The following is a 6455-nucleotide window of genomic DNA, read 5'->3' as shown; positions in this document are numbered from 1 at the left end:
TTCCCAAGGAATCTGGCTGGTTCACTGTCCGGAAGCAGGCACCTCCGGGATCCGCATTTAGTGGGCTATCCAGGGCCTCGGTTTTAGGTGATTGCAGGTGGCACAAATTCATTCGATGCAGTCTTGCGAGTACGGGGGCTCGCTTTGTATCCGTGGCAGCACGTTGTAGCACACAAGTCACACGACTGGCTCCCCTGAAGAGTCAAAGGAGACTCTGCAAAAGCAAGGCCTAAGAGAATGTAGCCCTCGCGTCCTGGCGATGTTGAGGGGGGCTCAAGAGCTTGCATCGGCCCATGTGCCGGCTAGTTGCGTATTCCGAGTAAGGCCCCAACCGCGTGACTCCTAAAGAGTTCTGACAGAAGGTAGCGAAGTATGAAAGACACCGAAACATTTGCCGACGAAGTCTACTTCTCAGGGAAGGTCGTCACAGTCGACGGTTCTTTTTCGATTGTGGACGCGTTCGCTGTGCGGGGAGGAAAATTCGTCGGGGTCGGATCAGAATCTCAGATCCGTGGCTTGTGCGGCCCTCGCACGAGGATCTTCGATCTGAATGGCAAGACCGTTTTTCCTGGCTTTATTGATGCCCACCCGCACATGCTATACCGTGCGGAAAGCCACCTACTGAGACCGTCGTTAGCCGAGGCGAAATCTGTCGCAGAAATTGTTGCGCGAATCGCTGGTCATGCTGCGAAGACTCCCAGGGGTGCCTGGATCACTTCGACACCGATAGGGAATCCCCCGGACTATTTGGGGTTTCCGGGCCGTCTCGCCGAAGAACGATGGCCGACCAAGGAGGACTTGGACCTGGCTGCGCCGCACAATCCGGTCTACATCCCAGCCTCCGCGTACTGGCCACAGCCGGCGATATTCAACAGCATTGCTCTCGAATGCCTCGGAATTTCCGCGGCATCCGACACCGGTCCGGACGTCCAAATCGGGCGCGATCCAAACACAAACGAGCCGAATGGGCGGGTGCACGGACTCGTTATTTACCGCTCCAACACCCCGCTTTTTCGCAAGCTTCGTTCGTCTCTGCCGAAGCTTGATCCGAGGGAGCTCCAATTGAGCCTCATCAAGGTGATGGAGCGAAATCTGACTTTCGGAGTTACAGCTGCCTACGAATGTCATTTGAACTTTGACTTTGCGGAATTACGGGCGCTTGATAGTCGCGGAGATCTCCGTCACCGCGTCATCGGCGGGTATGAAATCCCCGGGTCGCTTGACGACGCCGACCAGGATGAGTGGATCAGTGCCCACCAGGATGCGACGGGGTTCGGATCGGGCAACGACATGTTCAAGATCGTGGGCGCAACGGTTTCACTGGACGGGCCGACCCAATTCGGCTATGCGCACATGTGTGAACCGTATCTTGGCCCGTCGGGCGAACTGGGGAATGGTGTCTCGGCCTTCACCCTCGCGTCGCTGACAAAGCTAGCTCGCAAGGCCGCAATGACGGACTTGCGGCTTAATATATGTTTCGGTGGCGACGGGGCCGGCGAGATTGCGGTCTCGGCGCTCGAGGCGGTCGATCAGGAATTTCCATTGCACGGGAAGCAATGGGTTCTGCAACACGTCCAGCATCCGACCCAGGACCAGATTGCCCGGCTCAGAGCTCTTGGCGTCGTAGTTCAAACGTACGCTAGCGTCGAGCACAGCAAGGGTGCGGATATGTATCGCCGGCTCCCGGCAGAAAAGTGGAGGACCGTCGTCCCCCTTCGATGGTGGATCGACGCTGGCCTCCCCGTGGCCCAAGGCAGTGACGGCGCCGAGCAAGACCCGTTGTTTCATATCTGGGCGGCTCTAACTCGTGCTGACAGCCGCTCTGGCGAGAGTTTGATGACTGACGCCAAACGAGTGAGTCGCGAGGAAGCGATCCGCACGTACACGATCAACGCGGCAATCGTCGCCCAGTGCGCTGACCGTCTCGGTTCCATCGAAGCAGGCAAGCTAGCTGATTTCACGGTCCTCGACCGTGACATTCTGACTTGCGACGTGGCACAGATCCGTGAGGCTTCGGTGGTTGCGACCTCAATTGGCGGTGACATCGTGTACGGATCCATCAGAGAGCAATGACATTCCGCAAGTGTCCGATGTGATGCCGAGAAATTTTATTGCCTCCAGGGACAAAAGTTATTTCAATTCGCACTACGTACGTACCTAGTGGCGCGCTTTTTCGAACTGGCGGGCGCCCACCCTAGTGCGGTTCGGCATCCAATGAGCTGCCTCGCTACGCAAGAACATCCGCTCTACGAGAATACCCGGCAGACGCCTTGTCAGAATGGTCTGATGCAGTAGTCGTCTTTCCCAGTAACCGGCATAGGTCGGACATGCGCCCCGGGAAGTATCACCGTCCTGACGCGATCCGGTCGTGCGGTGGTCGAGGCTGCCAGACAGATCCCTGGAGTTGTTCCGTCGGACTTCGAAGCGTGTCCCGTTGTTAGTAGGACCGACCGCTCCAACCGTAGCACTGCGTGCTTCATAAATTCCGATGCATATCAACATCGTTGTAGCGCCGCTGCGCTTAATTCAGACGGATAGAACAAAAGTCAGGCTCCAGCTTTGTGGCATTGTATCGACACACCGACAAACGCGTTCTTCGAACACAAATCCCTTCAACAGCTCAGCAAAGGACAAAACCCGTGCCCCCGATCCAGCCCCCGTCAGCGCAAAGTCCGGTCGGAAATGCCCCATGGATTGTAGTGGTCGCGGTCGGATTCGTCGCTGCCCTGCATATCTGGAAACTACCAGCTGCCCTGCCGTTGATCCAGAATTCGTTGGGATTCTCCTTGTTGACGGCAGGTGTGCTCTTGGGCATTGTTCAGCTTGCGGGAATGATCGGAGGCTTAGCGGTCTCCTTGCTGGCCGAGGTTTTCGGTGCCCGTCGAACTCTGATCCTGGGTTTGCTATTCCTGAGCGCGGGTTCGGTAGCGGGTGCGTTAGCCACGGAAGCCGGGTTGCTGCTTGCCTCGCGGGCTGTCGAAGGGCTCGGGTTTATCGTTGCATCTGTAGTGGGGCCGGGATTGATCCGGTCCCACACCTCTGCACAGGGCATCAACCTTGCTCTGGGTTTGTGGAGTGCCCACCAGGGCACCGCCACGCTGTTGGGTCTCGTTGCCAGCACGCTTCTTCTGCAAGTGACCAGTTGGCAGGTGCTGTGGTGGACCATGGCAGGGGTCACCCTGATCCCCATCCCACTTGTGTTGCGTTTTGTGCCAGCCGACCACAGAACCGGAACCAATAGTGCCACCGTAGCCGTGAAGCGCATAGGTGTCACGGCTAAATCGGGCTGGGTGTGGATCTCTGGGATGGTCTTTGGGTGCTACACAATCCAGTGGATGGCTGTAGTGGGATTCCTGCCCACCGTATACGCGGGAATCGGACTCACCGGCGTGGTGCCTGGTGTGGTAACAGGAGTGGTCGGGGGGCTGAACGCTGTTGGTGCCGTTCTCACAGGGGTGTTGCTGCACAGAGGAGCGTCCGCGAAGCCACTGCTGCTCCTCTCGTTCGGCCTGATGGCTGCCACCAGTACACTGACCTTCGTTGTCGATTGGTCATCCGTACAAGGAGGTATGGCATGGCAAGGCGCCTGCGTGGGGCTGTTCTCATTATCTGGTGCCATGGTTCCATCAACCATGACCCGTATGGCCGTGGACCTCGCTCCCGAGGGCGGGTCCGCACCCGCGGCAATGGGGCTCATGCAGCAGATCTTCAACATCGGAAACTTCACAGGCCCAATGCTTGTGGCATGGTTGGCGATGACAACGGGAGGTTGGTCATCAACGTGGTGGATGACCGCCACTTTCTCAACGATCGGTATCGCTCTGTCACTAGCGCTTCTGCGCAAGCCAAACGGATTCCAGCTTCCTCCCGTCCAGTTCGAGTCCGTTCGACTCCGATAGCAGGTATCTTCTCGATGGAAAGCAATTGGCTATCTCTTTCAGGCCTTAGCCTCGATTTTTCATGATGGTCGGATTGGCGCCCGGATCCCGGTTTGATCTGCGTCCGGATTGATCTTGTGGATCTTGGGCACGCTCGTGGGGCCGGTTGTCGCTGGCTGGGCGTCGGGTTCCACTTCGCCGATGGGTCGTGTGGGTGGTTGAAGGGGCTGGCCTGTTGGTTCTCAGGCCAGGTGTTGGCCCCGTTGTCGAAGGCTGCTTTCAGCTCGGCAGTGGCCGGCAGGAGTGTGGCGATCGTGGGGGTTTCCGGGGCCTTATCAGCGATCAGCAGGCGGGTCGGGCGGCCCCTGGTGATGATTCTCCGGCGTTGGCGAAGAGCCGGTAGCGCCACCGCTTCATGTCCCATCCCCGGGCGAGTGGCCCGTCGGCGGTGCTGCCAGTTGAAGCCAGGAAACCAGATTCATGGCCAGCGCGGCGAGGTTGGCCCAGGCCTGATTGGCGTGGAAATCGAAGAACGGCAGTTTCCCGAGCCCAATGTTCTAGGGTTTTGATCCGGTTCTCACACCGTCCCCGTGCCCGGTGCCGTGCATCCAGGGCGCGCACCAGGATCTTCTCGCCGATGAGCCTTCCCTGCTGGTCGTAGAACGCGTCGGGGAGTTGGGTGATGGCCTGAGTGCTGACCTTGATGTGGTCCTCCGCGCTTTATCCCGATAACCGGATTATTCCGAGGTTCCATCCGCGGCCTAGTCAAAGGGCTGTCGCCGGCGTGGAGATGCGATTTGGACCTGCCACGGCTGACGACTTTGACCTGATCGTAGGCGCCGATAGAGTCAACTCCTCGACCCGCACCCAGCCCGGGGAAAGCCTTGGCCCCACAGCGGAGACGGCAACTGCCAGTTCATATGGTTCGGCACCGCCCATCTTTTCAAAGGACCAGCACCCCACGCTTTATCCGCGAAACGGAAGATCGGACAGCTGCTGACTCCACTCCCAGGTCGCCTAGGAGTTGTACGAGTTGGGCAACGGCGAACGTCCCGTGTGGCTTGCGGGCGTAAGGTTCGTACACGGTAACGATCAGGTATTGGTGGCGCGGCATCGGGCAACGTCAGGGACCGTGGCTGCCTTGGTCATCCAGCACTACCTCTTCCGGTTCAGATTCAGATTCAGTTACATTCTCAGGCTACAGCCGCAGGCCTGCGCGCTTCCTTCTCCCCATTGGCAAGGGCTAACAGTGGTTTTGTTAGGAGAACATCAAGCCGGACCAGGCAGCGGCGGTCGGTGTCGTGCCACCAAAAACCGCATTGAACTCTTCCTCGAGCAGCGCTTCCATGGACAGATCAACGGGCGCTTTCACTATCTTCTGCACCAGTAGCCAGATATGAGGTGCGCTGCTCTCGGGCCCTGTACGCCGAACTAGTCGGCGACGTCCTCGATATAGGTGAACGACCGCGCCAGATCCGGCATCATCCTTGTGGCACATGACATCGGCTTCACCTGGACATGAAGAGCGCCCGCAGAGCAACTCTAGGTTCCTGCTTGCTGGACAACCTACGCCTGGACGGGCCGTTGTCGTGCAGTAGGGAGACCAAGCTTACCAGGCGGGCAGGGCGGGCAGGAGGCCGTCCGCCTCAATTTGTTCCGCTTCGCCCCGTGCGAGCCACCGGAGCATACCTTCCCGGTCTGAGGTCACATGCAGGGCGCCGTCACCAATCACCCATTCATCCCGCTCTTCGGTGACCAGGGTCATCCCGGGGGCATCCTTGGCGCGAAGCGAAAGCACCACGGCTTCGATGGCGTTCAAGAGGGAATCAGGGTCGGCTTCCTCGATGGTCCAGGCGGTGTCCAGGTCATGGTGGTGCACGATCACTTCAGCGATGCGGAGTGCCACGATGGATGTTGCTGGGATGATCTTGCCGTTCACGTTGGCGTCTGGGGCGGCAACCTCCGCATTAAGCCGCTGGGCCTGCTCCGCGAAGTTCCGTGCAGAATCCCGCAGTTCCTCCATGAGTTCCTCGCCCCGCAGTGCGGCCAGGGCGCAAACGTCCTTGGACCGGGCCTCGTGTGACGCATGGAGCTCCCGTTCCTCACCGAAGACGGCGCCGTCGATAAGGTTCACCAAGGTGCGGCCGCTTGATGCTACATGGGCGATGACATCGGCCCGGCTCCACCCCTCACACCGTGAGGCAGCTGCCATCTCAGCATCGGAGAGGGACGCGACGGTGGCCAGGAACATGTCGGTTTCCCTGCTCAGGCGGGACAGGTCTGAATGCAGACGGGCGGGGTTGGTCATCCGCCCAGCTTATCCGCGGTTTTCTCCGGCACACCACCGTTTGGGCAGCGCTCATCAATACCGGAATCGTCTGGACTGATAGGCGTCTTCCCGCGAATAAGGGAACGCGGTAGAAGCAGTTCCACGTCCACGGGGATTTATAAGATCTATTATTTAACCGCACGTTTAGGCTGTATTGGGCTCCTAAAGCCCCGGCCCGGTTCCCGAGTGTTTGGCCTCGTGTGCCCTGCATCGCACCTAGTCAGGCGAAAGTAGCCCGAGGGGCGGAT

The 6455-nt window shown here is 59.1% G+C and carries 5 protein-coding genes and 1 pseudogene; 2 read left to right on the top strand and 4 right to left on the bottom strand.

All coding sequences use genetic code 11. The annotated features are described in order from the left end of the window. The first annotated feature begins 372 nt into the window (after window positions 1–372). Entirely contained in the window at window positions 373–2073 is a 1701-nt protein-coding gene (locus ACIQLI_RS22405) for an amidohydrolase (RefSeq protein ID WP_400392614.1), read from the top strand. Between the two features lie 626 nt (window positions 2074–2699). Further along, the gene (locus tag ACIQLI_RS22400; RefSeq protein ID WP_400392611.1) at window positions 2700–3899 is read left to right on the top strand and encodes a CynX/NimT family MFS transporter; all 1200 of its coding nucleotides are present in this window, start codon (window positions 2700–2702) and stop codon (window positions 3897–3899) included. Window positions 3900–4179: 280 nt separating this feature from the next. On the opposite strand, the pseudogene ACIQLI_RS22395 reads toward ACIQLI_RS22400, so the two are convergent. The 4 genes and pseudogenes from ACIQLI_RS22395 to ACIQLI_RS22380 form a co-directional block, all read right to left on the bottom strand. Beyond that, window positions 4180–4499, bottom strand: a pseudogene (locus tag ACIQLI_RS22395) (transposase); the annotation flags it as partial. Window positions 4500–4821: 322 nt separating this feature from the next. Then, window positions 4822–4992, bottom strand: a complete 171-nt coding sequence (locus ACIQLI_RS22390) for a hypothetical protein (protein ID WP_400392608.1) — start codon at window positions 4990–4992, stop codon at window positions 4822–4824. Between the two features lie 144 nt (window positions 4993–5136). Next, on the bottom strand, window positions 5137–5262 hold the full coding sequence (locus tag ACIQLI_RS22385) for a hypothetical protein (protein WP_400392605.1): 126 nt from the start codon (window positions 5260–5262) through the stop codon (window positions 5137–5139). 225 nt (window positions 5263–5487) lie between these two features. Beyond that, complete coding sequence (locus ACIQLI_RS22380; RefSeq protein WP_400392604.1) at window positions 5488–6186, bottom strand: maleylpyruvate isomerase family mycothiol-dependent enzyme; 699 nt, start codon at window positions 6184–6186, stop codon at window positions 5488–5490. Between the last annotated feature and the right edge of the window lie 269 nt (window positions 6187–6455).

Source organism: Paenarthrobacter sp. NPDC091669 (assembly GCF_044756725.1).
Taxonomy (GTDB): Bacteria; Actinomycetota; Actinomycetes; order Actinomycetales; family Micrococcaceae; genus Arthrobacter; species Arthrobacter bambusae_C.
Note: the sequence above shows the minus strand (reverse complement) of the source record. Positions and strands in the feature narration are given on the sequence as shown.